Here is a 25,037-nt window from a genome sequence, read left to right as displayed (position 1 = left end):
GCGGTGGCGCACGGGAATGAGGGCATTACAGACGCTGTACGGCGTCGGCGGTCAGGGTAAACGGCGTGGGGGTGCACACCGCCAGGCTCAGGGTATCGATCTGGCACTGGCTGACGGAGAGTGAGGAGGTCAGCGCGGTACTGTCGACGCTGACGATTTGCCAGGCACTGCCGCCGCGCTGTTTCACGATAGCTTCTTTACGCGTCCAGATGCGCCAGAACGCCGCCAGCTGTTGCTCCGGGTGTTCGGCTTCAACTTCAGCGTGTTCCCCAAGACTGAATACCGTATTTGCCAGCGTTTGCCAGTTATCGCGCGGGCGAACGACTTCAATATCGCAGCCGACTTCCCCTTCGTCGCTGAGCAGCAGGACGATGTCATCGCCGCTATGGCTGAGATTGAACCACAGCGGCGTGTCGGCAGAAAAGGCGGGTTTTCCTTGCTCACCGTAGATAATGTCCGGTAATGGCGAAAGAACATGGGAAAGCAGCACCCGGCCTGCAATCCAGCGCGCACGGTGGGCTCCTTGTGGAGCCTGTTCACTCAGTGCGTCGGGCAGCGCGTCAGTGCTTAAAACAGAAACTTTCCCAAGAACGATCCGGTACATATCAGGGCTAACCTTTAGTAATAATGGGGTTGTGTACCACTCTTCATATGCTGTTTGCAAGTTTATCCCGGTAATCGGCTTTTGGGCCTGCCGGGTCCCAGCAAAATTGCCAGTTTGCTGCCGCCGGTGGTCGTTTCCATCCAGATTTTACACACGCTGGTTAGCGGCACAGAGAGCAGCATGCCTACCGGGCCGAGCAGCCATCCCCATACCAGCAAAGAGAGGAAGACGATAAGCGTCGATAATCCCAGCCGATGCCCCATCATGCGGGGTTCGAGGATATTGCCAATAACCATATGCACCACCAGGAACAGCGCACCAACCAGTACGCATTCGTAAATGCCGTTGAACAGCAGCGCCTGGATCATGGGCGGGACGGCGGAAATGACCGAGCCAATGTTGGGCACGTAGTTTAGCAGGAAGGCCAGCACGCCCCACATCAGAGCAAACTGAATCCCCATCAGTGCCAGACCCAGCCAGATGATGGCACCGGTCCATAAGCTGAGCAACGTTTTCAGTGCCAGATAGTGAGATACGCCCTTGAGCGCCCGATGCAGCCCCGCAATATGGATTTGTGGGTTGTTCAGCGAAAAGCGCAGCTTATAAGGAACATGACGTACCTCAAACAGCATAAAGACGACCGTCATCACCAGCAGAACGACGCTGGCCATGGCGCCGGAAAGACTTGTCATCAGCGTGGTGGTGAAGGTCATTATTTTGTCGGAGTCCATGCGTTGTAGCATGCGCTCCGGGGACATATGCAGATTTAAAAAGGGAACCATCTCTTGTAAATGCAGGACCTTACGTGTCAGCTCCTTGTTGTATTTGGGTAGCATGGCCATGAATTCCGTAATCGAAGACGCGAGGACGCCGATCAGTGCCGTGAGGACGAACAGCATCACCACCACTACGAGCGTAATGGCAACCGGGCGACGTACTCCCCGGCGAATAAACCAGGCGACCAGCGGATTCAATACAATGGCAAAAAAGAGGGCCAGCAGCAGTTGCACAATGATATCCGCCGCGGCATGAACACCGGCGAGGATCACCACCAAAGCAGCCAGTTTGAGTAAAATGTGCAAACCCGTTTTATCGGGCTGAGCGGTTGTCATATTTTCTTCCTGTTTGCGTTTTTGCATTAAGAGCTCATCCCAGTAGGCGTTATTGGCGCAGACAGTTTGAACACGGTCAGCGCGGAAGAACCGGAGCGTACACGCAGTACGTGAGGATTCTGAGCACTGCCCAGGTTCGAAATGGCAAGCAAAATAGCCCTAATGGGGTTGGCTCTAAGTGTAGCGGCTGGCTTGTGACTGATATTCCTAAACTGGCTGCTGATTTATAGTCTGCAACATGGTAGAAATGAAACACTGTTGTGAAAACGTGGTGACCCTCCATGCCCGAACCCGTCGCTGAACCGACGCTGAACGGTTTACGCCTTAACCTGCGCATTGTCTCTGTGGTGATGTTCAACTTCGCCAGCTATCTGACCATCGGCCTGCCGCTCGCGGTATTGCCGGGCTACGTCCACGATGTGATGGGGTTCAGCGCCTTCTGGGCTGGGTTGGTTATCAGCCTGCAATATTTCGCTACGCTGCTGAGCCGTCCGCATGCCGGTCGCTATGCCGATCTGCTGGGGCCAAAGAAGATTGTGGTATTCGGGCTGTGTGGCTGCTTTTTAAGTGGTCTGGGCTATTTGCTGGCAGGATCAACGAACGGCTGGCCGTTGGCTAGTCTGCTGCTGCTGTGTCTGGGGCGGGTGATTCTCGGGATTGGGCAGAGCTTTGCCGGAACTGGCTCTACGCTGTGGGGCGTGGGGGTGGTTGGCTCAATGCACATCGGACGGGTGATTTCCTGGAATGGCATCGTGACCTATGGCGCGATGGCGATAGGTGCGCCGCTGGGCGTTCTGTTTTATGCCTGGGGGGGCTTACAGGGGCTGGCGCTGACCGTGATGGGCGTGGCGCTGGTGGCGATACTGCTGGCGCTCCCTCGTCCTGCGGTGAAGGCCAGCAAAGGCAAACCGTTGCCGTTTCGCGCGGTGCTCGGGCGCGTCTGGTTGTACGGTATGGCGCTGGCCCTGGCCTCCGCTGGATTTGGGGTGATCGCCACGTTTATTACCCTGTTTTATGATGCCAAAGGCTGGGACGGCGCAGCTTTCGCGCTGACGCTTTTTAGCTGCACATTTGTCGGCACTCGACTGTTGTTCCCAAATGGTATCAACCGTTTAGGCGGGCTGAATGTGGCGATGATTTGCTTTAGCGTCGAGATTGTCGGGCTGCTGCTGGTCGGGATGGCTTCCATGCCGTGGATGGCGAAAATCGGCGTTCTGCTGGCTGGGGCTGGGTTCTCACTGGTTTTCCCGGCGCTGGGCGTGGTAGCGGTAAAAGCCGTCCCGCAGCAAAATCAGGGCGCTGCGCTGGCGACCTATACGGTGTTTATGGATTTATCGTTGGGGGTTACCGGGCCGCTGGCTGGGTTGGTAATGACGTGGGCGGGCGTGCCGGTTATCTATCTGGCGGCGGCAGGGCTGGTGGCGGTGGCGTTATTGCTGACCTGGCGGTTAAAAAAACGGCCTCAGGTGGTGTCACCGGAGGCCGCGTCATCGTCTTAACCGTTACTGGATAACCAGCGTGTTAATGATGTTTTCTGCGGTAGTCTGCGCTTTTTGCTGATCGTCAGCAGGCAGCGTGATTTGCAGGGTCAGCAGTTGATTGTCCACTTTACCCAGCACTACGGAAGAGTAAGCGGTCTGGCCTTTGGCTGAGATGATGCTGTCTAACTGCTGCAACGTGTGGCCTTTCAGCTCAATAGATTTATTGGTGACGACCTGCAGCTGTGGGTCGCGGCTACGCTGCTGATCTTCCAGACGTTTTGCCAGCACAGCCAGGTCTTCGTTGGTGTTGTCGCCAACAATCACAATCACCGCTTTCTGGCCGGTTGCGTCAGAATAGACGTGCATATTGTTCGCCTGGGTGCCCAGCTTGCCGCTCTGATCGGTCATATCCGCTGGCAGGGAAAAACTGAGTTTGCCGTCCAGCAGGCTGACCGGTTGTCCGCTGGCGCTACTTTCTGCGGCAGCACCCTCGGCTGGCGCTTTTGTATCGCTATTATCACAGGCTGCAAGCCCCATAACCAGCAGGCCAATACCGACATATTTAACCAGATTGCGCATTGACTTCTTCCTTTCGATAAACGGCCATAACGGCTCATTCGTCCATCTTATCACAACTCGGAAAATGAACCTTTAACTCGTCTGCAATGCAGCGATTTCGGATTTATCTGCCAGCCTTTTCAGCAACATATTCAGCAGCACGCCGTACATCGGCAGGAAGAAAATAATGCTGATCAGCACCTTGAAACAGTAATCGACCAGCGCGATTTCCATCCAGTGCTCGGCCATGAAGGCATCCGGGCTACGCCAGAAAGCGATAAAGAAGAAGGCCAACGTATCGCTGATATTGCCAAATAGCGTGGACGCTGTCGGTGCCAGCCACCAACGACGGTTCTGGCGCAGGCGGTTAAAGACATGCACATCCAGAATTTGTCCCAGCGCGTAAGCCATAAAGCTGGCGGCGGCGATACGGGCAACAAACAGGTTAAAGTGCAGCAGTGCGCCAAATCCCTGCCACGATCCCATATAAAACAGGGACGAAACGACATAGGAGATCAGCAACGCGGGGATCATCACCGCAAAGATGATACGTCGAGCCAGCGGCGCGCCAAAAATACGCACGGTCAGGTCGGTCGCGAGGAAAATAAACGGAAAGCTAAACGCGCCCCATGTGGTATGGAAACCAAAAATGGAGATTGGAAGCTGCACCAGATAGTTGCTGGAGGTGATCACCAGCAGATGAAATAGCGATAGCCAGAACAACGCTTTTAGGCGCTGAGTTTGTGTAAACGGAGTCATATTGTGACCTTTTTGTTGGATGGGGTGAGGGAACCCAATAAAAAACCGTCGCATGATACTGCTTTAAGAGCACATTGCAATGGTTGTTTTTCACGCAATCGTTAACCTGATTGGCTTACGCCACAACAGAGCGTAAAATAACGCCGTTTTTGTATGAATGAGACGACGATGAGCGACCTGTTTACTTCCCCCGACCATACTCTTGATGCCCAGGGACTGCGCTGCCCGGAACCGGTGATGATGGTGCGTAAAACCGTACGTGGCATGCAGGCCGGTGAAACACTGCTGATTGTCGCCGACGATCCGGCAACAACCCGCGATATTCCTGGCTTCTGTACCTTTATGGAGCATGAGCTGGTGGCCAAAGAGACCGACTCGCTGCCGTACCGCTATCTGCTGCGTAAAGGTCACTAGTTTTGTTTGCTGGATGGCGCTAACGCTTATCCGGCCTACAAAGAATGTGTAACCCGTAGGCCGGATAAGGCCACGCCGTCATCCGGCAAAAAACTATCCTTTACGTAACAACCGCAGCGCGTTAGCGGTCACCAGTACCGTTGCCCCCGTATCGGCCAGCACTGCCAGCCACAATCCGGTTATCCCGAGCAGCGTGGTGACGAGGAAAATCCCCTTCAGGCCCAACGCAATCGCAATGTTCTGGCGAATATTGGCGTGGGTGGCCCGCGCCAGTTGAATCATTTGCACCAGACCGCGCAGGCGGTTGTGGGTCAGGGCGGCATCGGCGGTTTCCAGCGCGACGTCGGTACCGCTTCCCATCGCAATGCCGATGGTAGCCGCTTTCATTGCCGGAGCATCGTTGATACCGTCGCCAACCATCGCCAGCGGCGATTGTCGGTTGAGATGGGTAACGGCCTGCACCTTATCTTCCGGCAAGAGTCCTGCTTTAAATTCGAGACCCAGTTCACCGGCAATGGCGGCCGCTGCACGCGGGTTATCACCGGTCAGGATCACGCCTTTCACGCCAATCTGATCAAGCTCGGCGATAGCGTTGCGAGCGTCGTCGCGCAGCGTGTCCTGTAGGGCCAGCACGCCGAGTACAGTATCGTTACGCAGCACCAGCACCACCGTTTGGCCCGCGCTTTCCAGCTCGCTTATCTGCCCGGCAAAGGCATCAGCAGGCTGCTTACCGGCGGCGCAAATCAGCACGCGCTCGCCGTCGACCAGCGCTTCAATTCCAGAGCCAACCAGAGCCCGTTGCTCTCTTGCGACAGGAATAGTCAGTTCGCGTGTTTGTGCTTCCCGGACAATCGCTTGTGCCAGCGGGTGTGTCGCACCTTGCTCTACTGCTGCCGCCAGTGCCAGCAGTTCAGCTTCACCAATACCGCTTGCCGGATGAATCGCTGTGACGCGCGGTTTACCGATGGTCAGGGTGCCGGTTTTATCAAACGCCACCTGTGTGACTCTACCCAACTGTTCCAGCGCGGCACCGCCTTTGATTAACGCTCCACGACGCGCCGCGGCGGCAAGGCCAGAGGTAATGGCTGCGGGGGTTGAAATCACCAGTGCGCAAGGACAGCCAATCAACAGCAGCGTCAGTCCTTTATAAATCCACTCCTGCCAGGATGCGGCAAACAGCAGCGGCGGTACGAGGGTGACCAGCAGCGCAACCGCCATAATGGCTGGAGTGTAAATTCGACTGAAACGGTCAATAAAGCGCTCAATGGGGGCGCGACGTTCTTCCGCTTCTTCAATCAGCTTCAGAATACGATCAATGGCGCTGGCGCCCGGTTCGGAGAGCACTTCCAGCGTAACCAGACGGTCCACGCTGGTGGCACCTGCCGGGACTTTCTCGCCGGTGGCGCGTTCAACCGGGATCGATTCGCCGGTCAGGGCGCTTTCATCAAAGCTGGCAAAACCGGAAACCAGTTTGCCGTCGGCAGGTAAACGCCCACCCGCGGCAACTTCAATAACATCGCCAGGCCGGAGGGTATTGATAGCCACCTCTTCGCGCTCGCCGTTACGCAGGCGCGTGGCGGTTTCCGGTTTGAGCGCCATCAGTGCGCTGACCCCTTTACGGGCACGGCTGGCGGCCCATCCTTCCAGGCGTTCGCCAATTAAAAACAGCAGCAGCACCATGGCGGCTTCCGCCGTCGCGCCGATAAACAGTGCACCAATGGCGGCCACGCTCATCAATGTTTCAATGGCAAAGTAGCTGCCGGTTTTCATTAGACGCAGGGCCTGACGGGCAATGGGATACAGACCGACCAGCGTGGTGGCGATAAACGCTATCTGACCGAAGGGATGATTGAACTGCTCCAGCCCCCAGCTAATCGCCATCATGATAATCAGCGAAATCAGCGGTAGGTTTTCTTTAAAACGTGACTCGGGGGCGGCGTCCGTCGCGTGCTCATCGCGCAGGGTATAGCCTGCTTTTTGCACCGCGTTTTCAACTTGCTGGCGGATATCGGAACCGGCATCGACCACCAGTTTTTCAGTGGCGAACAGAACCTGGACCTGGTTGACGCCGCTGACCTGGCGGACCGCATTCTCTACTTTGCGGGCGCAGGCTGCGCAGTCCATGCCTGCCACTTTCCAGGAATAGCGGGTACCTAGTACGGTATCGGATACGGGCGGTGTAGTGGAGCAGCTTCCTTCGCAGCAGCAGTCATCCGCCTTTTGTGGCGCAGGCGCTGGTTTGAAAGAAGAAAATTGTGGGGCCTTTTTGCCACTGGTATCAGGTGTCGACATGGCATCCTCCGGTTGATAATCATTTCGTATTAACCGGAGGATACACTCTGGAGTCGACTCCAGAGTCAAGCGTTTTAAAGATACAACGAACGAACAATCAGGAAATGTCCGGCGAAGTAGCAGGCGGCGGCAATGGCGTTATCGGCGCGAAAGCGACGACGGTAATGGCTACCCAGCCAAACAATATTGCCAATGAACAGGAGCGATGCGCCCATAAATGCCGACAGCGCCGGAGCGGTCGGGCGGAAGAACCACAGTTCGCCAGCCATCCAGACCATCATCAGCGTGATGCCAATAAAGGTGCAGATAGCGACACGCAACTCTTCCAGACGCGTCCAGATCACGGCGATCAGCAACGCCCCCAGTACTACCAGCACCAACGGCAAAGGCCAGAAGAACGACAGCGTCATTTGGCTGGCGAAGTAAATGGTATACAGCAGATGCGACAGGAAGAATGCCCCCACTGCGTACAGCAGGCGTTGGCGCGGCAATAGCGTCAGCGCATCGCCCAGCAGCGAGGCCAGCAGACCAGCCAGCACCAGGTAACTGATAGCGTTAAACATTGGCGCCTGCCAGGCCAGCAGCGCCAGCAGGAGTAACGTCAGGGGTTTAAAGACCCAGCGTTGCCAGGCGGGCCCACGATAGGAAGCATCCACGAACAACCATGCGGAAAGGCAGACAGCGATAAACGACCAAAGCATCTTAGTTCCTTGAATTCGTTATTTTTTCGTAAGCGGGGTGCTTACGGCTCTACTGTCCAGTGTAGAGGTCGACACTGCCAGATGACAACACCATAACGGGCAATGTATGCTTATTTCCGCATTTTCTGATGGGTTAATACTATGAGCAAACCACCACTTTTTTTCATTGTTATCATTATCTTAATTGTTGTCGCCGCGTCGTTTCGCTTTGTTCAGCAGCGGCGTGAAAAAGCCGATAATGATGCGGCGCCGCTGGTGCAAAAGCAGGTGGTGGTGAGTAACAAACGGGAAAAACCGCTTAACGATCGACGATCCCGTCAACAGGAAGTGAGCCCGGCGGGAACCAGCATGCGCTATGAAGCCAGCTTTAAGCCACAAAACGGCGGCCTGGAGCAGACGTTTCGTCTGGATGCTCAGCAGTACCATGCGCTAACGGTCGGGGATAAAGGCACGCTAAGTTACAAAGGTTCGCGTTTTGTTGATTTTACGCTTGAACGCTAAGGTGTCATCTGACTGATGCCGGATGGCGGCTTACGCCTTATCCGGCCTACAGATTTTTTCGCCCCGGCTCGCAACGTGCCGCCGGGCGAAAAGATCGCAGTTACTTCTTCAACTGATCTTTAATCTTTTTCTGCCACACCAGTAGCTCAAAGACGCCGAACAGAAAAATACGGATTTTCTCTCCGTTGGTCATCTGCGGGCCATCTTTAGGCATGGTGCTTTTTAGCAGCGCCAGCTGCATGCCATGCATCAGCACCATAAATATCAGTGCGACGTTAACGAAGATGTTAAGCGGGCGTGGAAAGGGTTGGAAAATATTCAGTAGTAAAAATGCCCAGACGCACAGCATCAGCAGGCGTCCCAGGTTAATCAACATCGTGTTCTCCTCGTGCTTCACGTTGGTACAGGCGATAGGCGACCTGTCCGGCAACTTTCTCACGGTATAGCGACCAGTTCACCGGAACCGGCGGCAAACCGTTTTCTACTTCGCTTTCAACGTAAATATACGCTTCATTTGCCAGCCAGCCATGAGTTTCCAGAAGTGTTAATGTTTCTTCCAGTAACCCTTTGCGAAACGGCGGATCCACAAATACCACGTTATGCGGCGTACCCGTCTGAGCCAAAAATGTCAGCGTATTGGTATTGACGACGCGGGCATGGGAGGCTTTCAGCGTGGCGAGATTCTTTTGTAGCTGCTGAGATACCGCGCGATCCATCTCCAGAAGCGTCGCATTTGCCGCATAGCGAGAGAGGGCTTCCAGCCCCAGCGCGCCGCTGCCGGCGAAGCAGTCCAGACAGTGAGCATCGACCATTACCGGGGCCAGCCAGTTAAACAACGTTTCGCGCACACGGTCGGTGGTCGGACGCAGGCCGGGGCTGTCCGGAACCGGGAGTTTACGGCCACGCCATTGCCCGCCAATAATGCGGATCTGGCCGCTACCAGAGTGATTCGGTTTTTTCATTTCTATTATTGCTCAATCCGCCTATAGCATGTCATTCCAGGCGGTGATGTGAGTTAAGTTAACCCGTCGCTTTTCAAGTTACCTCTTCGTTGGCTGCACTTACTCACCCGAATCACTTACTAAAAGTAAGCTCATCGGGATTCGTGCGCTTGCCGCCTTGACGTAACTCGAAATTCATTGGGTATAAGTGATAGACTATTTCATCATTTTTTTAGCTGCTATGTACATAGCGTTGACGCTGTGCCATGAAGCAACAGCGGGGGAGTGTAGTCGCAAATGGCGAAAGAGAAAAAACGTGGCTTTTTTTCCTGGCTGGGCTTTGGTCAAAAAGAGCAGGCACCGGAAAACGAGACAGAAGTAAAAAACGAAGAACAACAACCGGTTGCTGAAGAAACTACCGTCGTTGACGAACAGCCGCGCGCCGAGGAAACCCGTAGCGAGGCGGAAACGCAAGCCTTTGCTGCTGAAGTCGTTGAAGTAACTGAACAGGTTGCGGAAATTGAGAAACTGCAGCCGGAAGAAGAACCTGTCGCCAAACAAGCGCAGCCGGAAATTGAGCCGGTTGCTGAACCCGTTGCTGAAACTGTAGTGGAAACGCCAGCGGCGGTGGTTATCGAACGCGAAGAATTGCCGCTGCCGGAAGAGGTGAAAACCGAAGAAGTTTCTGCCGAAGAGTGGCAGGCCGAAGCGGAAACCGTGGAAATCGTTGAGGCGGCTGAAGAAGAAGCTGAAAACGAGCCGCAACTGACCGACGAAGAGCTGGAAGCCCAGGCGCTGGCCGCTGAGGCTGCTGAAGAAGCGGTTATGGTGGCGCCGGTAGAAGAACCTGCTGTAGAAGAACCGGTAGAAGAAGAGGTGGTCCAGGAGCAGGAAAAACCAACCAAAGAAGGTTTCTTTGCGCGTCTGAAACGCAGCCTGCTGAAAACAAAAGAAAACCTCGGTTCCGGATTTATCAGTCTGTTCCGTGGTAAAAAGATCGACGATGATCTGTTTGAAGAGCTGGAAGAGCAGCTGCTGATCGCCGATGTGGGCGTAGAAACGACCCGTAAGATCATTGCGAATCTGACAGAAGGTGCCAGCCGCAAGCAGCTTAAAGATGCGGAAGCGCTGTACGGCCTGCTGAAAGAAGAGATGGGCGAGATTCTGGCGAAGGTTGACGAACCGCTGAATGTTGAGGGCAAAACACCATTTGTTATCTTAATGGTTGGCGTCAACGGTGTGGGCAAAACCACCACTATTGGTAAGCTGGCGCGTCAGTTTGAGCAGCAGGGTAAATCAGTAATGCTGGCGGCGGGCGATACTTTCCGTGCGGCGGCGGTAGAACAGCTGCAGGTCTGGGGTCAGCGTAATAATATCCCGGTGATTGCTCAGCATACCGGTGCGGATTCCGCGTCCGTTATCTTTGATGCCATCCAGGCGGCGAAGGCGCGTAACGTAGACGTGCTGATCGCTGATACCGCAGGGCGTTTGCAGAATAAATCGCACCTGATGGAAGAATTGAAAAAAATCGTTCGCGTCATGAAGAAGCTGGACGAAGATGCGCCGCATGAAGTTATGCTGACTATCGACGCCAGCACCGGGCAGAATGCGATAAGCCAGGCCAAACTGTTCCATGAAGCGGTGGGCTTAACCGGTATCACTCTGACCAAGCTGGATGGTACGGCGAAGGGCGGGGTTATCTTCTCGGTTGCCGATCAGTTTGGCATCCCTATCCGCTATATCGGTGTGGGCGAACGTATCGAGGATTTACGTCCGTTTAAAGCGGACGATTTTATAGAGGCACTTTTTGCCCGAGAGGATTAACAATGATTCGCTTTGAACATGTCAGCAAGGCCTATCTCGGTGGGAGACAAGCGCTGCAGGGAGTGACCTTCCATATGCAGCCTGGCGAGATGGCGTTTCTGACCGGCCACTCCGGCGCGGGGAAAAGTACCCTGCTGAAGCTGATTTGTGGAATTGAACGGCCCAGCGCCGGGAAAATCTACTTTAGCGGGCATGACATCAGCCGTTTGAAAAACCGCGAAGTGCCGTTTCTGCGTCGTCAGATTGGCATGATTTTTCAGGATCACCACCTGCTAATGGATAGAACCGTGTTTGATAACGTGGCAATCCCGCTGATCATCGCGGGCGCCAGCGGGGACGATATTCGTCGTCGCGTGTCAGCGGCGCTGGATAAGGTCGGGCTGTTGGACAAAGCGAAAAACTTCCCGATTCAGCTCTCCGGCGGTGAACAACAGCGCGTCGGCATTGCCCGTGCGGTGGTGAATAAACCAGCGGTGTTGCTGGCGGATGAACCAACGGGGAACCTGGATGACGCGCTGTCGGAAGGGATCCTGCGCCTGTTCGAAGAGTTTAACCGCGTCGGGGTCACGGTATTAATGGCCACGCACGATATTGGCCTGATCTCCCGTCGCTCCTATCGCCAAATGGTTCTGAGCGATGGACATCTGCATGGAGGCCTGGCGCATGAATAGACGTGACGCTATTAACCAAATCAAACAGTTCGGTGGCCGACTGGATCGCTTTCGTAAATCGGGCGGTGCGCCGGGTGATGGCGGTCGCAACGCGCCTAAGCGTGCGAAGGCCGCGCCAAAGCCGAACTCGCGTAAAACCAATGTCTTTAATGAGCAGGTACGTTATGCGTTCCAGGGCGCGTTACAGGACCTGAAAAGCAAGCCGCTGGCGACGTTCCTGACGGTGATGGTTATTGCCATCTCCCTGACGCTGCCAAGCGTGTGCTACATGGTTTATAAGAACGTAAACCATGCAGCAAGTCAGTATTATCCGTCCCCGCAGATCACCGTTTACCTGCAAAAAACGTTGGATGATGATGCGGCGGCGCGGGTGGTTGGTCAGTTGCAGGCCGAGCAGGGCGTGGAGAAAGTGAATTATCTTTCCCGTGACGACGCGCTGGGCGAATTCCGTAACTGGTCTGGATTTGGCGGTGCGCTGGATATGCTGGAAGAGAACCCGCTGCCGGCCGTGGCGGTGGTGATCCCGAAACTGGACTTCCAGGGTACGGAGTCGCTAAACACGTTGCGTGACCGCATCGCACAAATCAACGGTATTGATGAAGTGCGGATGGATGACAGCTGGTTCGCTCGCCTGGCGGCGCTGACGGGCCTTGTCGGACGCGTTTCCGCGATGATTGGCGTGCTGATGGTGGCGGCGGTCTTCCTCGTCATCGGTAACAGCGTGCGTCTGAGTATTTTTGCGCGTCGCGATACCATTAACGTGCAAAAACTGATTGGCGCGACGGATGGATTTATCCTGCGTCCGTTCCTCTACGGCGGGGCACTGCTCGGTTTTTCCGGTGCATTTCTTTCACTGATTTTGTCAGAAATTTTGGTGATGCGTCTGTCGTCAGCGGTAACTGAAGTGGCACAGGTATTTGGAACCAAGTTTGATATCAATGGTTTATCATTCGATGAATGTCTGTTATTGCTGCTGGTGTGCTCGATGATTGGCTGGGTGGCAGCCTGGCTTGCCACGGTTCAACATTTACGCCACTTTACCCCCGATTAAAAAATCTCTGGTATAATCTTTCCCTGCACTGAGTAGTTCGCTCTGCAGGGAAAGAGTCCCTGTGATCTCTTCCCGGCGTATTCATTGTGATGTCACATTTTGTGCGTAATCTATACACATTACGACATGGAACTTGTGGATAAAATCACTGTCTGATAAAAGATTGAATGATATTCTCGTTGCTCATAAGCTCTGGCATGGTTGTTGCTATTGGTTTTAGCCAATGCGCCAGATGAAAAGATTGAGAGGATTTGAATGACCAAAGAAATGCAAAATTTAGCTTTAGCCCCTGTTGGTAACCTGGAGTCTTACATCCGGGCTGCGAACGCGTGGCCGATGTTGTCGGCTGACGAGGAGCGGGCACTGGCTGAAAAGCTGCATTACCAGGGCGATCTGGAAGCAGCTAAAACGCTGATCCTGTCTCACCTGCGCTTTGTTGTTCATGTTGCTCGTAATTATGCGGGCTATGGCCTGCCGCAGGCGGATTTGATTCAGGAAGGTAATATCGGCCTGATGAAAGCCGTGCGCCGTTTCAACCCGGAAGTGGGTGTGCGCCTGGTTTCCTTCGCTGTGCATTGGATCAAAGCTGAGATCCACGAATACGTTCTGCGTAACTGGCGTATCGTTAAAGTCGCGACCACTAAAGCGCAGCGTAAGCTGTTCTTTAACCTGCGTAAAACCAAGCAGCGTCTGGGCTGGTTTAACCAGGATGAAGTTGAAATGGTTGCTCGCGAGCTGGGTGTTTCCAGCAAAGACGTGCGCGAAATGGAATCCCGTATGGCGGCGCAGGACATGACGTTTGACATGTCTTCAGACGATGAGTCTGACAGCCAGCCGATGGCCCCGGTGCTGTATCTGCAGGATAAATCTTCTAACTTTGCCGACGGCATTGAAGAAGATAACTGGGAAGATCAGGCCGCGAACAAACTGACCCACGCAATGGAAGGTCTGGACGAGCGTAGCCAGGACATCATTCGTGCTCGTTGGCTGGACGAAGACAACAAGTCGACGTTGCAGGAACTGGCCGATCGCTACGGCGTTTCCGCTGAACGTGTTCGTCAGCTTGAAAAGAACGCCATGAAAAAATTGCGCGCGGCGATCGAAGCATAATCTTCAGCCGATCTGGAAATGCTGATAAACCCTGGATGAAAATCCGGGGTTTTTTGTTTTTATCTCTCCCCCTCTCTCCTGACGTTTATGCTTTTTGTCATCAAGTTGTTATCTGCATGTCAAATTTAGCTATTCCAAAATAATAAAAATCGGGTATGTTTTAGCAGAGTATGCTGCTAAAGCACGGGTGGCTATCCAATAATCGAAATAAAGTGCTGAACAACAACATCACAACACACGTAATAACCACAATAATGGGGATTGTCAGGATGAATATGAAGGGTAAAGCGTTATTGGCAGGATGTATCGCCCTGTCTTTGAGCAATATGGCGTTTGCTAAGGATATTAAAGTTGCTGTCGTCGGCGCGATGTCCGGTCCGGTAGCGCAGTATGGCGATCAGGAATTTACTGGCGCAGAGCAGGCGATTGCAGATATCAATGCCAAAGGCGGCGTGAAAGGCGACAAACTGGTCATGGTGAAATATGACGATGCCTGTGACCCGAAACAAGCGGTAGCGGTAGCTAACAAAGTGGTCAACGACGGGATTAAATATGTTATCGGCCACCTGTGCTCATCTTCCACTCAGCCTGCGTCAGATATCTATGAAGACGAAGGCATTCTGATGATTACCCCAGCGGCAACGGCGCCGGAGCTGACCGCGCGCGGCTATAACCTGGTGTTACGTACCACCGGTCTGGATTCCGATCAGGGCCCGACTGCTGCCAAATATATCGTTGAAAAAGTGAAGCCGAAGCGCATTGCGATCGTTCACGACAAACAACAGTATGGTGAAGGCCTGGCGCGTTCCGTGCAGGACAACCTCAAGAAAGCCAACGCTGACGTGGTGTTCTTCGATGGGATCACCGCTGGCGAGAAAGATTTCTCTACTCTGGTGGCGCGTCTGAAGAAAGAGAATATCGATTTCGTTTACTACGGTGGTTACCACCCGGAAATGGGGCAGATTCTGCGCCAGGCACGCGCTGCGGGTCTGAAAACCCAGTTTATGGGACCAGAAGGGGTAGCGAACGTGTCGTTGTCTAACATCGCGGGTGAGTCTGCAGAAGGCTTACTGGTAACGAAACCGAAGAACTACGATCAGGTTCCGGCGAACAAACCGATTGTGGACGCGATCAAAGCCAAGAAACAGGATCCGAGCGGTGCATTCGTATGGACCACCTACGCCGCGCTGCAATCCTTGCAGGCCGGTCTGAACCAGTCTGACGACCCGGCTGAAATTGCCAAATACCTGAAAGCAAACTCAGTGGAAACCGTAATGGGGCCGCTGTCATGGGATGCGAAGGGCGATCTGAAGGGCTTCGAATTCGGCGTGTTTGACTGGCATGCGAATGGTACGGCGACAGACGCTAAGTAATTTTCCTGGCGCCTTTCGCGCTGCAGGTGCGTTGGCTACGTTATTCAACCCCGGTCACTTACTTCTGTAAGCTCCCGGGGACTTCATAACTTGCCGCCTTCCTGCAGCGCGAAATTCTTGGAAAATTGCGAGGTGGTTTTTTATTTTTTCTCCCAGCATGTAGGCCGGATAAGCGTCAGCGCCATCCGGCTTTTTTATCTTTTTTCCCAGCCATTTTCCTGGGCCGTAAACCCTAACGCCTGCATAAACGCGGCCATCACGCTGCGGTCTTCAACGCCGACGTCGGCCATCCACCATGAACTCACGTCAGAGTTTTCCCGGATCACTTCTTCGATCAAATACTGCCCGACGCCGCGGCGGCGGGTGATATCGCGTACGCGCAAGGAATCCAATGCGCCTTGCGTGCCGCTCAGGGTTACGCGAACTGCGCCTAACAGACGCTCGTTAAAGCGCGCGGCGTAGATCCGGTGCGTTTCATCTACGCTTAATGATGAGGCGGAATATTCCGGCCAGATTTTGCCCAGATCAATCTGGTCCTGGTCGCTAAAGTTATCTAAACGAACGATGGTCAGCTTCATTAACAGCATGTCCAAATCACAAAAGATGGAATGAGTGTACCGAAATAATTCGCCCGGATGCTTTCTCTTTTTTATGTGAATAACCAGATTAATAATTTTGTAACAACAGTAATGACAGTTTGAAACCGTAGAGATTGAAAAACAGGCAGAATAATACCCTGGAATGCAGCATTTTATTCGGCTCTTTGTACCGTTATTTTATGCTGACAAACGTGCTTTTTTTTGTTTATCTATAGTGAAAAGCAGAATATTATCTTTTCTTAATCGACTGAAAAATAGAGATTTTAGCCTGATTTTGCTTAAATGACTGCGCTAAACCATTAATGAGACTGGTAAAAATAGTGCAGTTCAAAAAAAGCACAGACTGCTTTTTAACCACATAAATACAAAATATTAATTACGTCACGAATGGGGATTCAGGTAATGAAACGGAATGCGAAAACAATCATCGCAGGGGTGATAGCACTGGCAATGTCACACGCGGTCATGGCGGAAGATATCAAGGTCGCTGTTGTCGGCGCGATGTCAGGTCCGGTCGCGCAGTGGGGTGATATGGAATTTAATGGCGCACGTCAGGCCATTAAAGATATCAATGCCAAAGGCGGGGTCAAAGGCGACAAACTGGTCGCTGTGGAATATGACGACGCCTGCGATCCGAAACAGGCCGTTGCGGTAGCGAACAAAATCGTCAATGACGGCATTCAGTATGTTATTGGACATCTGTGCTCATCTTCCACGCAGCCCGCATCAGATATCTATGAAGATGAAGGCATTCTGATGATTTCTCCGGGCGCCACAAACCCGGAACTGACCCAGCGCGGTTACGCTCACATTATGCGTACAGCGGGCCTGGACTCCTCTCAAGGGCCGACCGCCGCGAAATACATTCTGGAGAAGGTGAAGCCGCAGCGCATTGCCATCATTCACGATAAACAGCAATACGGTGAAGGCCTGGCGCGTTCAGTGCAGGACAGCCTGAAAGCGGGCAAAGCCAACATCGTTTTCTTTGACGGTATCACCGCCGGGGAAAAAGATTTTTCTGCGCTGATCGCTCGCCTGAAAAAAGAAAATATCGACTTTGTTTATTACGGCGGCTACTACCCGGAAATGGGGCAAATGCTGCGCCAGGCACGTTCTGTCGGGCTGAAAACCCAGTTTATGGGACCAGAGGGCGTCGGCAATGCGTCGCTGTCTAACATTGCTGGTGATGCCGCTGAGGGCATGCTGGTGACCATGCCAAAACGCTATGACCAGGATCCGGCGAATAAAGCTATCGTCGATGCGCTCAAAGCTGACAAGAAAGATCCAACTGGACCGTACGTGTGGATCACTTATGCAGCCGTCCAGTCATTGGCGACAGCAATGGATCGCAGCGGTAGCAAAGAGCCGCTGGACCTGGTGAAAGATCTGAAAGCACACGGGGCTGATACCGTGATTGGGCCGCTGAAATGGGACGAAAAAGGCGATTTGAAGGGATTTGAGTTTGGTGTCTTCCAGTGGCATGCGGACGGTTCATCGACCGTCGCGAAGTAATACCTGAAGACGAGTTATCCCACCGCCCGTGTAAAATGGGCGGGTATAAAAAGGTTACCTTATGTCCGAGCAGTTCCTCTATTTCTTGCAGCAGATGTTTAACGGCGTCACGCTGGGAAGCACCTACGCGCTGATCGCCATCGGTTACACGATGGTGTACGGCATTATCGGCATGATCAACTTCGCCCATGGCGAGGTGTATATGATCGGCAGCTATGTCTCCTTTATGATCATCGCTGCGCTAATGATGATGGGCATTGATTCCAGTTGGCTACTGGTCGCGGCGGGCTTCGTTGGCGCGATTGTGATTGCCAGCGCCTACGGCTGGAGCATTGAACGCGTGGCGTATCGACCCGTGCGCAGCTCTAAGCGCCTGATCGCGCTGATTTCCGCTATCGGGATGTCCATCTTCCTGCAAAACTACGTCAGCCTGACGGAAGGTTCGCGCGATGTGGCACTGCCCAGCCTGTTTAATGGGCAGTGGACCGTTGGCAGTAGCGAAAACTTCTCTGCTTCCATCACCACCATGCAGTTGGTTATCTGGATTGTAACCTTCCTGGCGATGCTGGCGCTGACGCTGTTTATCCGTTACTCCCGTATGGGGCGCGCCTGCCGTGCCTGCGCGGAAGACCTGAAAATGGCCAGCCTGCTCGGCATCAACACCGATCGCGTGATTGCGCTGACCTTTGTGATTGGCGCGGCAATGGCGGCGGTCGCGGGCGTGCTGCTTGGTCAATTCTATGGCGTAATTAACCCGTACATCGGCTTTATGGCCGGGATGAAGGCCTTTACCGCAGCGGTGCTTGGCGGCATCGGCAGCATTCCTGGGGCGATGATCGGCGGCCTGATTCTGGGCGTCGCGGAAGCGCTCTCCTCTGCTTATCTGAGTACTGAATACAAAGACGTCGTTTCATTCGCGCTGCTGATTCTGGTGCTGCTGGTGATGCCGACCGGTATTCTGGGTCGCCCGGAGGTAGAGAAAGTATGAAACCGATGCATTTTGCAATGGCGCTGCTCTCTGCCGCCATGTTCTTCGTCCTGGCGGGCGTCTTTATGGGCGTTCAGTTAGAGCTTGACGGCACCAAACTGGTGGTGGATTCCGCGGCGGATATTCGCTGGCAGTGGGTGTTTATTGGTACTGGCGTGGTCTTCCTCTTTCAGTTGCTGCGTCCAGCTTTCCAGAAGGGCCTGAAGAGCGTCTCCGGACCGAAGTTTATTCTGCCAGCGATTGACGGCTCCACCGTTAAACAGAAGCTGTTCCTGGTGGCGTTGCTGGTGATTGCCGTGGCGTGGCCGTTTATGGTCTCGCGCGGTACGGTGGATATCGCCACGCTGACGATGATTTATATCATCCTCGGCCTCGGCTTAAACGTGGTGGTGGGGCTTTCCGGCCTGCTGGTGCTGGGCTACGGCGGCTTTTATGCCATTGGCGCTTACACCTTCGCGCTGCTGAACCACTATTACGGACTCGGCTTCTGGACCTGTCTGCCGCTGGCGGGGCTGGTTTCCGCTGCTGCGGGCTTCCTGCTCGGCTTCCCGGTACTGCGCCTGCGCGGTGATTATCTGGCTATTGTGACCTTAGGCTTCGGTGAAATCGTCCGTATCCTGCTGCTCAACAACACCGAAGTGACCGGTGGCCCGAACGGTATCAGCCAGATCCCGAAACCGACCTTTTTCGGTCTGGAGTTTAGCCGTACCGCCCGTGAAGGCGGCTGGGATACCTTCAGCAACTTCTTTAACGTCAAGTACGATCCCTCTGACCGCGTCATTTTCCTCTATCTGGTGGCGCTGCTGCTGGTGGTCTTCTCGCTGTTTGTGATTAACCGTCTGCTGCGTATGCCGTTGGGCCGTGCGTGGGAAGCGCTACGTGAAGATGAAATTGCCTGTCGCTCGCTGGGCTTAAACCCTACGCGCATCAAACTGACCGCTTTTACCATCAGCGCCGCGTTTGCCGGTTTTGCCGGTACGCTGTTTGCCGCGCGCCAGGGGTTTGTCAGCCCGGAATCCTTCACCTTTGCCGAGTCGGCCTTTGTGCTGGCAATTGTGGTATTGGGCGGAATGGGCTCACAGTTTGCGGTGATCCTCGCGGCCATCCTGCTGGTAGTGTCACGCGAGCTGATGCGTGATTTCAATGAATACAGCATGTTAATGCTGGGTGGTTTGATGGTGCTGATGATGATCTGGCGTCCGCAGGGCTTGTTGCCGATGACCCGTCCACAGTTGAAGCTGAAAAACGGGGAAGCAAAAGGAGAGCAGGCATGAGTCAGCCATTATTATCCGTTAACGGCCTGATGATGCGCTTCGGCGGTCTGCTGGCGGTAAACAACGTCGAACTGGAACTGAGACCGCAGGAAATTGTCTCGTTAATCGGGCCAAACGGTGCGGGAAAAACCACGGTCTTTAACTGCCTGACCGGTTTTTATAAGCCGACCGGCGGGACGATTAAGCTGCGCGACCAGCACCTGGAAGGACTACCGGGTCAGCAAATCGCGCGTATGGGCGTGGTGCGTACTTTCCAGCACGTACGTCTGTTTCGCGAAATGACAGTGATTGAAAACCTGCTGGTGGCGCAACATCAGCAACTGAAAACCGGCGTCTTCTCCGGCCTGTTGAAAACTCCGTCGTTCCGTCGCGCGCAGAGTGAAGCGTTGGATCGCGCCGCCACCTGGCTGGAGCGTATTGGTTTGCTGGAGCACGCCAACCGTCAAGCGAGTAACCTGGCCTATGGCGATCAACGTCGTCTGGAGATTGCCCGTTGCATGGTGACCCAGCCGGAAATTCTGATGCTCGACGAACCCGCTGCGGGACTCAACCCGAAAGAGACCAAAGAGCTGGACGAGCTGATTGCTGAACTGCGTAACCATCACAACACCACCATTTTGTTGATTGAGCACGACATGAAGCTGGTGATGGGGATTTCCGATCGTATTTACGTGGTGAACCAGGGCACGCCGCTGGCGAATGGGACGCCGGAACAGATTCGTAATAACCCGGATGTTATCCGCGCCTATTTAGGTGAAGCATAATGGGGGCGAGGATTAATATGGATAAGGCGATGTTATCGTTCGACAAAGTCAACGCCCACTACGGCAAGATACAGGCGCTGCATGACGTCAGCTTGTATATCAACCAGGGTGAAATCGTTACTCTGATTGGTGCCAACGGCGCGGGAAAAACCACGCTGCTCGGCACATTGTGTGGTGACCCGCGAGCGACCAGCGGGCGAATCGTCTTTGATGGTAAAGACATTACCGACTGGCAGACGGCGAAAATCATGCGCGAAGCGGTAGCGATTGTGCCGGAAGGGCGTCGCGTGTTTTCCCGTATGACGGTGGAAGAGAACCTGGCGATGGGCGGTTTCTTTGCCGAGAAAGACCAGTTTCAGGAACGCATCAAGTGGGTGTATGACCTGTTTCCTCGCCTGCATGAGCGTCGTATTCAACGTGCGGGAACGATGTCCGGCGGTGAACAGCAGATGCTGGCGATAGGCCGTGCGCTGATGAGCCAGCCGAGGCTGCTACTGCTTGATGAACCATCGCTGGGTCTGGCGCCGATTATCATCCAGCAGATCTTTAACACCATTGAGCAACTGCGCGAGCAGGGGATGACCATCTTCCTTGTCGAACAGAACGCTAACCAGGCGCTGAAGCTCGCCGATCGCGGCTACGTGCTGGAAAACGGTCATGTGGTGCTGGAAGACACTGGCGATGCGCTACTGGCTAACGAAGCGGTGCGCAGTGCGTATCTGGGCGGTTAATCATTCTCTGAATAGACAAGGGGCCCGCTGTGGCCCCTTTTTATTGCGCTATGTTATTATTGAGAATAGTTATCAATAATAAAAAATGAACATGGAGAAAGGATGATTCGTTCAGGTACCTGCATGATGATTGGCAGTTTGTTTTTGACGCTTTCTTTAACTACCCTGGCCTCGACACCGCCAGCGTTTGACCCGCGCGATCCCGCAATCTGGGAAGAGAAATCGGACAACCCGTTAGCGCAATCCGACTCGCCCTGCGAAGTGTTTACCAGCTCGGTATGCCCGGGCTGGGAAGATGATAAATCAGATATCCAACGTGAACGTGAGCGACGAGAGCAGCAGCGTTTACAGAATGAGTACGAACGACGCTGGCGCAGAGATTAATCTTTCTCCTGCAGCAACAGATAACGCCATCCTGGCCGGGTAAGGCATACCGCTACCCGGCTTTGTTGTGCACCACTCCGCATTTTCCTGTCACTACGCTTTCACCGCCTTGCCATCTGTTTGTCGCCTTACTATCTTTTTTTTGTAATAAAAAAGTTATTTTTCTGTCATTCGAGCATGTCATGTTACCCCCGCGAGCATAAAACGCGTGATATCGCGCATCCGGCACAACAAGAGAGATAACCGATGATATCGTTACGACATACAGCTTTAGGACTGGCACTTAGCCTGGCGTTTGCAGGTCAGGCACTGGCGGTCACCACCATCCCATTCTGGCACTCAATGGAAGGCGAACTGGGTAAAGAAGTTGATTCTCTGGCGCAACGTTTTAATGCCGCCAATCCCGACTACAAAATTGTTCCGCAGTACAAAGGCAACTACGAGCAGAGCCTGAGTGCAGGAATTGCCGCTTTCCGTACCGGAAACGCGCCTGCGCTGCTACAGGTTTATGAAGTGGGTACGGCAACGATGATGGCTTCGAAAGCCATTAAACCGGTCTATGAAGTATTCAAAGAGGCTGGCATCAACTTCGATGAGTCTCAGTTCGTACCGACGGTTTCTGGTTATTACACCGACTCTAAAAGCGGACATTTGCTTTCTCAACCGTTTAACAGCTCCACTCCGGTGCTGTACTACAACAAAGATGCCTTTAAAAAAGCTGGTTTAGACCCTGAGCAGCCGCCGAAAACCTGGCAGGACCTGGCGGAGTACACCGCGAAGCTGAAAGCGGCAGGCATGAAGTGCGGTTACGCCAGCGGCTGGCAGGGGTGGATTCAGATTGAAAACTTCAGTGCCTGGAACGGTCTGCCGGTCGCTACCAAAAACAACGGTTTTGACGGTACTGACGCGGTGCTGGAGTTCAATAAACCGGAACAGGTAAAACATATCGCTCTGCTGGAAGAGCTGAACAAAAAAGGCGATTTCAGCTACTTCGGGCGTAAGGACGAATCCACTGAGAAGTTCTATAACGGGGATTGTGCCATTACCACCGCCTCTTCCGGTTCGCTGGCTGATATCCGCCATTACGCGAAATTCAACTATGGCGTCGGAATGATGCCGTACGATGCCGATGTGAAGGGCGCGCCGCAGAACGCAATTATCGGTGGGGCCAGTCTTTGGGTGATGCAGGGCAAAGACAAAGCCACCTACGAAGGCGTGGCGAAGTTCCTCAACTTCCTGGCGAAGCCTGAAATTGCTGCCGAATGGCATCAGAAGACCGGCTATCTGCCGATCACCACAGCTGCCTACGACCTGACCCGTGAGCAGGGCTTCTATGATAAGAACCCTGGGGCTGATATCGCCACCCGCCAGATGCTGAACAAGCCGCCGTTGCCGTTCACCAAAGGGCTGCGTCTGGGCAACATGCCGCAGATCCGTACCATTGTGGATGAAGAGCTAGAAAGCGTCTGGACCGGGAAGAAAAACCCGCAGCAGGCGCTGGATGCCGCCGTTGAGCGTGGCAATCAGTTACTGCGCCGCTTTGAGCAATCGACCAAATCGTAATGTGAAATGCCGGGTGGCGGCTGCGCCTTACCCGGCCTACAAATGCGCGTAGGCCGGATAAGCGTAGCGCCATCCGGCGCTGTTCAGGAATCAAACTTCCATGTCCTCATCCCGTCCGGTGTTCCGTTCGCGCTGGCTTCCCTATTTACTGGTGGCTCCGCAGCTGGTTATCACCGTTATTTTCTTTATCTGGCCTGCCGGTGAAGCGCTGTGGTACTCGCTACAATCCGTTGATCCGTTTGGTCTTTCCAGCCAGTTTGTCGGACTGGAAAACTTTGTCGCGCTGTTTCATGACCCGTACTACCTCGACTCATTCTGGACCACCATTAAGTTCAGTACGTTAGTCACGCTAAGCGGTCTGCTGGTGTCGTTATTTTTTGCGGCGTTGGTGAATTACGTGGTGCGCGGCAGCCGTTTTTACCAAACGTTAATGCTGTTGCCTTACGCCGTTGCGCCCGCCGTTGCCGCCGTATTGTGGATCTTCCTGTTTAACCCAGGGCGCGGGCTGATTACCCATTTTCTCGGTGAGTTTGGCTATGACTGGAACCATGCGCAAAACAGCGGTCAGGCAATGTTCCTGGTGGTGTTTGCGTCGGTCTGGAAGCAGATTAGTTACAACTTCCTGTTCTTCTTTGCCGCACTGCAGTCTATTCCTCGCTCGCTGATCGAAGCCGCCGCGATTGACGGTGCGGGGCCGGTTCGCCGCTTCTTTAAACTGGCGCTGCCGCTCATTGCCCCGGTGAGCTTCTTCCTGCTGGTGGTGAATCTGGTGTATGCCTTCTTTGACACCTTCCCGGTGATTGATGCTGCCACTGCAGGCGGGCCGGTACAGGCGACCACGACGCTGATTTATAAGATCTATCGCGAAGGTTTTGTCGGGCTGGATCTGGCTTCTTCCGCTGCACAATCGGTGGTGCTGATGTTCCTGGTCATTATTTTGACGGTGGTGCAGTTCCGCTATGTGGAAAGTAAGGTGCGTTACCAATGATTGAGAACCGTCGTGGGCTGACAATATTCAGCCATGCCATGTTGATTATGGGGATCATGGTGATCCTGTTTCCGTTGTACGTCGCGTTTGTCGCGGCGACGCTGGACAACAAAGCGGTGTTTGAGACGCCGATGACGCTGGTTCCCGGCTCGCAGCTGCTGGAAAACATGAAATACATCTGGGTCAACGGCGTGGGCGTCAACAGCGCGCCGTTCTGGCTGATGATGCTCAACAGTTTCATCATGGCGTTCAGCATTACGGTAGGGAAAATTACTGTCTCTATGCTTTCCGCATTTGCCATCGTCTGGTTTCGCTTTCCGCTGCGCAACCTGTTCTTCTGGATGATTTTTATCACCCTGATGCTGCCGGTTGAGGTGCGTATTTTCCCGACGGTAGAAGTGATCGCCAACCTGAAGATGCTCGACAGCTATGCGGGTCTGACGCTGCCGTTGATGGCATCTGCGACAGCGACTTTCCTGTTCCGTCAGTTCTTTATGACCCTGCCGGATGAACTGGTTGAGGCGGCGCGTATTGACGGCGCGTCACCAATGCGTTTTTTCCGCGATATCGTACTACCGCTGTCAAAAACCAATCTGGCGGCGCTGTTCGTCATCACCTTTATCTACGGCTGGAACCAGTATCTGTGGCCGTTGTTAATTATTACCGACGTCAATTTGGGCACTGCGGTGGCGGGCATCAAAGGCATGATTGCCACCGGTGAAGGCACCACGCAGTGGAACCAGGTAATGGCCGCCATGCTGCTGACGCTCATCCCTCCGGTAATCATCGTGTTAGCCATGCAGCGCGCGTTTGTGCGTGGTTTAGTGGATAGTGAGAAATAA

The 25,037-nt window shown here is 53.9% G+C and carries 26 protein-coding genes and 1 pseudogene; 17 read left to right on the top strand and 10 right to left on the bottom strand.

Features of this window, described 5'->3' with window-relative positions; genetic code table 11:
* Positions 1 to 25: 25 nt before the first annotated feature.
* Positions 26 to 604: a 4'-phosphopantetheinyl transferase AcpT gene (gene acpT, locus OGV71_RS06025; RefSeq protein WP_286532848.1), complete on the bottom strand. Its 579-nt coding sequence runs from the start codon at positions 602 to 604 to the stop codon at positions 26 to 28.
* Between the two features lie 62 nt (positions 605 to 666).
* Positions 667 to 1,716: an AI-2E family transporter gene (locus OGV71_RS06020; protein WP_204583203.1), complete on the bottom strand. Its 1,050-nt coding sequence runs from the start codon at positions 1,714 to 1,716 to the stop codon at positions 667 to 669.
* Positions 1,717 to 1,997: 281 nt separating this feature from the next.
* Between OGV71_RS06020 and OGV71_RS06015 the strand changes: the two genes are divergently transcribed.
* On the top strand, positions 1,998 to 3,215 hold the full coding sequence (locus tag OGV71_RS06015; protein ID WP_204583204.1) for an MFS transporter: 1,218 nt from the start codon (positions 1,998 to 2,000) through the stop codon (positions 3,213 to 3,215).
* A gap of 3 nt (positions 3,216 to 3,218) precedes the next feature.
* Here the strand turns inward: OGV71_RS06015 and OGV71_RS06010 are convergent, their stop codons facing one another.
* Together OGV71_RS06010 and OGV71_RS06005 are read right to left on the bottom strand one after the other, a co-directional pair.
* Positions 3,219 to 3,776: a DcrB family lipoprotein gene (locus OGV71_RS06010; RefSeq protein ID WP_003837816.1), complete on the bottom strand. Its 558-nt coding sequence runs from the start codon at positions 3,774 to 3,776 to the stop codon at positions 3,219 to 3,221.
* Positions 3,777 to 3,848: 72 nt separating this feature from the next.
* Entirely contained in the window at positions 3,849 to 4,514 is a 666-nt protein-coding gene (locus OGV71_RS06005) for a 7-cyano-7-deazaguanine/7-aminomethyl-7-deazaguanine transporter (protein ID WP_003023401.1), read from the bottom strand.
* A gap of 168 nt (positions 4,515 to 4,682) precedes the next feature.
* Here OGV71_RS06005 and tusA point away from each other — a divergent pair, with 168 nt between their 5' ends.
* Positions 4,683 to 4,928: a sulfurtransferase TusA gene (gene tusA, locus OGV71_RS06000; protein WP_003023404.1), complete on the top strand. Its 246-nt coding sequence runs from the start codon at positions 4,683 to 4,685 to the stop codon at positions 4,926 to 4,928.
* Between the two features lie 93 nt (positions 4,929 to 5,021).
* Here tusA and zntA read toward each other — a convergent pair whose 3' ends face one another.
* Together zntA and OGV71_RS05990 are read right to left on the bottom strand one after the other, a co-directional pair.
* Positions 5,022 to 7,220, bottom strand: a complete 2,199-nt coding sequence (zntA, locus tag OGV71_RS05995) for a Zn(II)/Cd(II)/Pb(II) translocating P-type ATPase ZntA (protein WP_003837820.1) — start codon at positions 7,218 to 7,220, stop codon at positions 5,022 to 5,024.
* A 74-nt stretch (positions 7,221 to 7,294) separates the two neighbouring features.
* Positions 7,295 to 7,921 carry a lysoplasmalogenase gene (locus tag OGV71_RS05990; protein WP_003827558.1) on the bottom strand — a complete coding sequence of 209 codons (627 nt, stop codon included), beginning with the start codon at positions 7,919 to 7,921 and terminating at the stop codon, positions 7,295 to 7,297.
* Positions 7,922 to 8,062: 141 nt separating this feature from the next.
* On the opposite strand from OGV71_RS05990, the gene OGV71_RS05985 reads away from it, so the two are divergent.
* The gene (locus OGV71_RS05985) at positions 8,063 to 8,422 is read left to right on the top strand and encodes a DUF2500 domain-containing protein (protein ID WP_003023413.1); all 360 of its coding nucleotides are present in this window, start codon (positions 8,063 to 8,065) and stop codon (positions 8,420 to 8,422) included.
* A 100-nt stretch (positions 8,423 to 8,522) separates the two neighbouring features.
* Here OGV71_RS05985 and OGV71_RS05980 read toward each other — a convergent pair whose 3' ends face one another.
* On the bottom strand, positions 8,523 to 8,798 hold the full coding sequence (locus tag OGV71_RS05980) for a DUF1145 family protein (protein WP_003023415.1): 276 nt from the start codon (positions 8,796 to 8,798) through the stop codon (positions 8,523 to 8,525).
* Positions 8,788 to 9,384 (bottom strand): 16S rRNA (guanine(966)-N(2))-methyltransferase, encoded by a 597-nt coding sequence (gene rsmD / locus OGV71_RS05975; RefSeq protein ID WP_003837832.1) that lies wholly within the window; start codon positions 9,382 to 9,384, stop codon positions 8,788 to 8,790. The genes OGV71_RS05980 and rsmD overlap by 11 nt, the downstream gene beginning before the upstream one ends.
* A gap of 276 nt (positions 9,385 to 9,660) precedes the next feature.
* Between rsmD and ftsY the strand changes: the two genes are divergently transcribed.
* The 5 genes from ftsY (at position 9,661) to livJ (ending at position 15,392) form a co-directional block, all read left to right on the top strand.
* Entirely contained in the window at positions 9,661 to 11,187 is a 1,527-nt protein-coding gene (gene ftsY / locus OGV71_RS05970) for a signal recognition particle-docking protein FtsY (protein WP_071696364.1), read from the top strand.
* Between the two features lie 2 nt (positions 11,188 to 11,189).
* Positions 11,190 to 11,858, top strand: a complete 669-nt coding sequence (gene ftsE / locus OGV71_RS05965; RefSeq protein WP_003023420.1) for a cell division ATP-binding protein FtsE — start codon at positions 11,190 to 11,192, stop codon at positions 11,856 to 11,858.
* Positions 11,851 to 12,909 (top strand): permease-like cell division protein FtsX, encoded by a 1,059-nt coding sequence (gene ftsX / locus OGV71_RS05960; RefSeq protein ID WP_003837835.1) that lies wholly within the window; start codon positions 11,851 to 11,853, stop codon positions 12,907 to 12,909. The genes ftsE and ftsX overlap by 8 nt, the downstream gene beginning before the upstream one ends.
* A 255-nt stretch (positions 12,910 to 13,164) precedes the next feature.
* Entirely contained in the window at positions 13,165 to 14,019 is an 855-nt protein-coding gene (rpoH, locus tag OGV71_RS05955) for an RNA polymerase sigma factor RpoH (RefSeq protein ID WP_003023425.1), read from the top strand.
* A 269-nt stretch (positions 14,020 to 14,288) separates the two neighbouring features.
* Positions 14,289 to 15,392: a branched chain amino acid ABC transporter substrate-binding protein LivJ gene (gene livJ, locus OGV71_RS05950; RefSeq protein WP_003023428.1), complete on the top strand. Its 1,104-nt coding sequence runs from the start codon at positions 14,289 to 14,291 to the stop codon at positions 15,390 to 15,392.
* An 83-nt stretch (positions 15,393 to 15,475) separates the two neighbouring features.
* Here the strand turns inward: livJ and OGV71_RS05945 are convergent.
* Both OGV71_RS05945 and panM read right to left on the bottom strand, forming a co-directional pair.
* Positions 15,476 to 15,602 (bottom strand): annotated as a pseudogene (locus OGV71_RS05945) (hypothetical protein).
* Positions 15,587 to 15,970, bottom strand: a complete 384-nt coding sequence (gene panM, locus OGV71_RS05940; protein ID WP_003023430.1) for an aspartate 1-decarboxylase autocleavage activator PanM — start codon at positions 15,968 to 15,970, stop codon at positions 15,587 to 15,589. Before panM ends, OGV71_RS05945 begins: the two are co-directional and overlap by 16 nt.
* A gap of 423 nt (positions 15,971 to 16,393) precedes the next feature.
* Between panM and livK the strand changes: the two genes are divergently transcribed.
* From livK to ugpE, 9 genes are all read left to right on the top strand, one after another.
* Positions 16,394 to 17,503 (top strand): high-affinity branched-chain amino acid ABC transporter substrate-binding protein LivK, encoded by a 1,110-nt coding sequence (gene livK / locus OGV71_RS05935; RefSeq protein ID WP_003023433.1) that lies wholly within the window; start codon positions 16,394 to 16,396, stop codon positions 17,501 to 17,503.
* 61 nt (positions 17,504 to 17,564) lie between these two features.
* Complete coding sequence (gene livH, locus OGV71_RS05930; protein ID WP_003023435.1) at positions 17,565 to 18,491, top strand: high-affinity branched-chain amino acid ABC transporter permease LivH; 927 nt, start codon at positions 17,565 to 17,567, stop codon at positions 18,489 to 18,491.
* Complete coding sequence (livM, locus tag OGV71_RS05925; RefSeq protein WP_003023436.1) at positions 18,488 to 19,765, top strand: branched chain amino acid ABC transporter permease LivM; 1,278 nt, start codon at positions 18,488 to 18,490, stop codon at positions 19,763 to 19,765. The genes livH and livM overlap by 4 nt, the downstream gene beginning before the upstream one ends.
* Positions 19,762 to 20,529, top strand: a complete 768-nt coding sequence (gene livG / locus OGV71_RS05920; RefSeq protein ID WP_003023438.1) for a high-affinity branched-chain amino acid ABC transporter ATP-binding protein LivG — start codon at positions 19,762 to 19,764, stop codon at positions 20,527 to 20,529. Before livM ends, livG begins: the two co-directional genes overlap by 4 nt.
* 17 nt (positions 20,530 to 20,546) lie before the next feature.
* Entirely contained in the window at positions 20,547 to 21,260 is a 714-nt protein-coding gene (livF, locus tag OGV71_RS05915; RefSeq protein WP_003827581.1) for a high-affinity branched-chain amino acid ABC transporter ATP-binding protein LivF, read from the top strand.
* A gap of 102 nt (positions 21,261 to 21,362) precedes the next feature.
* A complete protein-coding gene (locus OGV71_RS05910; protein ID WP_003023442.1) occupies positions 21,363 to 21,644 on the top strand; it encodes a hypothetical protein in 282 nt (93 codons plus the stop codon).
* Between the two features lie 246 nt (positions 21,645 to 21,890).
* Positions 21,891 to 23,207: a sn-glycerol-3-phosphate ABC transporter substrate-binding protein UgpB gene (gene ugpB / locus OGV71_RS05905; protein WP_003023445.1), complete on the top strand. Its 1,317-nt coding sequence runs from the start codon at positions 21,891 to 21,893 to the stop codon at positions 23,205 to 23,207.
* A 100-nt stretch (positions 23,208 to 23,307) separates the two neighbouring features.
* Entirely contained in the window at positions 23,308 to 24,195 is an 888-nt protein-coding gene (gene ugpA, locus OGV71_RS05900) for a sn-glycerol-3-phosphate ABC transporter permease UgpA (protein WP_032937238.1), read from the top strand.
* Positions 24,192 to 25,037, top strand: a complete 846-nt coding sequence (gene ugpE / locus OGV71_RS05895) for a sn-glycerol-3-phosphate ABC transporter permease UgpE (RefSeq protein ID WP_003837843.1) — start codon at positions 24,192 to 24,194, stop codon at positions 25,035 to 25,037. The genes ugpA and ugpE overlap by 4 nt, the downstream gene beginning before the upstream one ends.

The organism is Citrobacter sp. Cf088, assembly GCF_030334295.1.
GTDB lineage: Bacteria > Pseudomonadota > Gammaproteobacteria > Enterobacterales > Enterobacteriaceae > Citrobacter > Citrobacter freundii.
This window is presented reverse-complemented; position numbering and strand designations above follow the sequence as displayed.

Bases quoted from the DNA above. Each gene is read 5' to 3' on its own strand.
- livJ (WP_003023428.1), top strand. From the start codon at position 14,289: ATGAATATGAAGGGTAAAGCGTTATTGGCAGGATGTATCGCCCTGTCT.
- acpT (WP_286532848.1), bottom strand. From the start codon at position 604: ATGTACCGGATCGTTCTTGGGAAAGTTTCTGTTTTAAGCACTGACGCG.
- rsmD (WP_003837832.1), bottom strand. From the start codon at position 9,384: ATGAAAAAACCGAATCACTCTGGTAGCGGCCAGATCCGCATTATTGGC.
- livM (WP_003023436.1), top strand. From the start codon at position 18,488: ATGAAACCGATGCATTTTGCAATGGCGCTGCTCTCTGCCGCCATGTTC.
- OGV71_RS06020 (WP_204583203.1), bottom strand. From the start codon at position 1,716: ATGACAACCGCTCAGCCCGATAAAACGGGTTTGCACATTTTACTCAAA.
- livH (WP_003023435.1), top strand. From the start codon at position 17,565: ATGTCCGAGCAGTTCCTCTATTTCTTGCAGCAGATGTTTAACGGCGTC.
- ugpA (WP_032937238.1), top strand. From the start codon at position 23,308: ATGTCCTCATCCCGTCCGGTGTTCCGTTCGCGCTGGCTTCCCTATTTA.
- ugpE (WP_003837843.1), top strand. From the start codon at position 24,192: ATGATTGAGAACCGTCGTGGGCTGACAATATTCAGCCATGCCATGTTG.
- OGV71_RS06010 (WP_003837816.1), bottom strand. From the start codon at position 3,776: ATGCGCAATCTGGTTAAATATGTCGGTATTGGCCTGCTGGTTATGGGG.
- OGV71_RS06015 (WP_204583204.1), top strand. From the start codon at position 1,998: ATGCCCGAACCCGTCGCTGAACCGACGCTGAACGGTTTACGCCTTAAC.
- OGV71_RS05980 (WP_003023415.1), bottom strand. From the start codon at position 8,798: ATGTTGATTAACCTGGGACGCCTGCTGATGCTGTGCGTCTGGGCATTT.
- ftsX (WP_003837835.1), top strand. From the start codon at position 11,851: ATGAATAGACGTGACGCTATTAACCAAATCAAACAGTTCGGTGGCCGA.
- ugpB (WP_003023445.1), top strand. From the start codon at position 21,891: ATGATATCGTTACGACATACAGCTTTAGGACTGGCACTTAGCCTGGCG.
- OGV71_RS06005 (WP_003023401.1), bottom strand. From the start codon at position 4,514: ATGACTCCGTTTACACAAACTCAGCGCCTAAAAGCGTTGTTCTGGCTA.
- OGV71_RS05985 (WP_003023413.1), top strand. From the start codon at position 8,063: ATGAGCAAACCACCACTTTTTTTCATTGTTATCATTATCTTAATTGTT.
- livG (WP_003023438.1), top strand. From the start codon at position 19,762: ATGAGTCAGCCATTATTATCCGTTAACGGCCTGATGATGCGCTTCGGC.
- livK (WP_003023433.1), top strand. From the start codon at position 16,394: ATGAAACGGAATGCGAAAACAATCATCGCAGGGGTGATAGCACTGGCA.
- ftsY (WP_071696364.1), top strand. From the start codon at position 9,661: ATGGCGAAAGAGAAAAAACGTGGCTTTTTTTCCTGGCTGGGCTTTGGT.
- zntA (WP_003837820.1), bottom strand. From the start codon at position 7,220: ATGTCGACACCTGATACCAGTGGCAAAAAGGCCCCACAATTTTCTTCT.
- livF (WP_003827581.1), top strand. From the start codon at position 20,547: ATGGATAAGGCGATGTTATCGTTCGACAAAGTCAACGCCCACTACGGC.
- ftsE (WP_003023420.1), top strand. From the start codon at position 11,190: ATGATTCGCTTTGAACATGTCAGCAAGGCCTATCTCGGTGGGAGACAA.
- OGV71_RS05990 (WP_003827558.1), bottom strand. From the start codon at position 7,921: ATGCTTTGGTCGTTTATCGCTGTCTGCCTTTCCGCATGGTTGTTCGTG.
- OGV71_RS05910 (WP_003023442.1), top strand. From the start codon at position 21,363: ATGATTCGTTCAGGTACCTGCATGATGATTGGCAGTTTGTTTTTGACG.
- panM (WP_003023430.1), bottom strand. From the start codon at position 15,970: ATGAAGCTGACCATCGTTCGTTTAGATAACTTTAGCGACCAGGACCAG.
- rpoH (WP_003023425.1), top strand. From the start codon at position 13,165: ATGACCAAAGAAATGCAAAATTTAGCTTTAGCCCCTGTTGGTAACCTG.
- tusA (WP_003023404.1), top strand. From the start codon at position 4,683: ATGAGCGACCTGTTTACTTCCCCCGACCATACTCTTGATGCCCAGGGA.